The organism is Marisediminitalea alba (assembly GCF_002993365.1).
GTDB classification, from domain to species: Bacteria; Pseudomonadota; Gammaproteobacteria; order Enterobacterales; family Alteromonadaceae; genus Alteromonas; species Alteromonas alba.
Genome location: NZ_PVNP01000153.1, coordinates 1 through 744 on the forward strand (window position 1 = coordinate 1; position 744 = coordinate 744).

At 45.8% G+C, this 744-nt stretch carries 1 protein-coding gene; it reads right to left on the reverse strand.

Annotated elements, in window-relative coordinates; translation table 11 throughout:
* Window positions 1-744, reverse strand: a 744-nt coding sequence (locus C6Y40_RS14290; protein ID WP_170308503.1) for an efflux RND transporter permease subunit, incomplete at both ends; no start/stop codon positions are given.

Consider the following 744-nt stretch of genomic DNA (forward strand, 5'->3'; position numbering starts at 1 on the left):
CTGTCGCAGCATTGAGCCATAACTGCAAGTCGGCTATATCCAAACCAAAGCGTGCCAATTGATTAGGCTTTGGTGTGACGGTGAAGATTGGAATGCCTTCTACCTGCTCAAGCCTCGCGTCATCAGCCCCTTCAATCGTTGAAATAACGGACAAAATGTCAGAAGCAGATGCAAAGAGGGTATCTAAGTCATCCCCAAATAGTTTTATGCCCAAATCTGCCCTTACCCCACTGATCAATTCATTAAACCGCATTTGAATAGGTTGGGTAAATTCATAATTATTGCCGGGCAAGGTAAACAAGTCCTCTTCAAACGTTTCGACTAGCTCGGCTTTAGTCATTGATGGATCGGGCCATTGTTCCCTAGGCTTCAAAATAACAAACGTATCAGTAATGTTGGGCGGCATAGGGTCGGTGGCGACCTCACCCGTACCCGTGCGACCGAATACCGTCTGTACTTGCTCATACTGCATAAGTTTCGCTTCAAGAGTTTTTTGCATTTCAACTGCTTGTTCTACCCCTGTCCCAGGGATCCGTATTGCCTGTACTAAGATATCACCTTCATTGAGCTGGGGAATAAACTCCGAGCCTAATTTACTGCCCATCCATAAACTGCCGACAACCAAAGCACTCGCTGCTACTACCACTAGCCATCTAAAACGCAGCGCTCCGGTTAAAACAGGACGATAGACTGCCTTTGCACCTTTAATAATTGGGCTTTCTTTTTCGCTAATTTTACCTCTCA